Here is a 463-nt window from a genome sequence, read left to right on the forward strand (position 1 = left end):
CCTCGACACGGACTCCTCCGTCCTGCTGCGCACCTCACCGGACTCCGACCTCGTCCGCGCCATCGACGGCGTCGTGGTCGCCTTCGAAGCGGACGAGTTCGACGCCGCGACCCGGTCCGGCTGGAGCGTCGTCGTCACCGGACGGGCCACCGTCGTGACGGATCCGGCCGAGCACGACCGGCTCCGGGAGACCGGGCCCACGTCGTGGATGCCCCAGCGGGAGACGGTGTTCGTCCGGATCGCATCGGAGATGGTCACCGGACGCGAACTCAGGGGGACACCCGGTCCGTTGTGATGTGCGGCCCGGCTCCGGCAGCAGCGGAGAGCCCCGGAGCCCGCGGTGTGACGGCCCCGACCGGGCCGTAGCCGAAGCGGATCAGCACGTGCGGGTGGCACCGCTTGTGTCGCGGGAGGGCGGTCGCGGCCCGCAGATCGGGCCATTCCATGGCCTGGTGCAGGAGTG

At 72.4% G+C, this 463-nt stretch carries 1 protein-coding gene and 1 pseudogene; one reads left to right on the top strand and one right to left on the bottom strand.

What is annotated here, in order from left to right:
• Positions 1 to 295: pyridoxamine 5'-phosphate oxidase family protein (locus LPA54_RS38040; RefSeq protein WP_228984965.1), on the top strand; the 295-nt coding region annotated here is incomplete at its 5' end.
• On the opposite strand, the pseudogene LPA54_RS38045 reads toward LPA54_RS38040, so the two are convergent.
• A pseudogene (locus tag LPA54_RS38045) lies at positions 270 to 463 on the bottom strand (hypothetical protein); the annotation flags it as partial. The gene LPA54_RS38040 and the pseudogene LPA54_RS38045 overlap by 26 nt on opposite strands.

The organism is Streptomyces sp. DH12 (assembly GCF_020873895.1).
Taxonomy (GTDB): domain Bacteria; phylum Actinomycetota; class Actinomycetes; order Streptomycetales; family Streptomycetaceae; genus Streptomyces.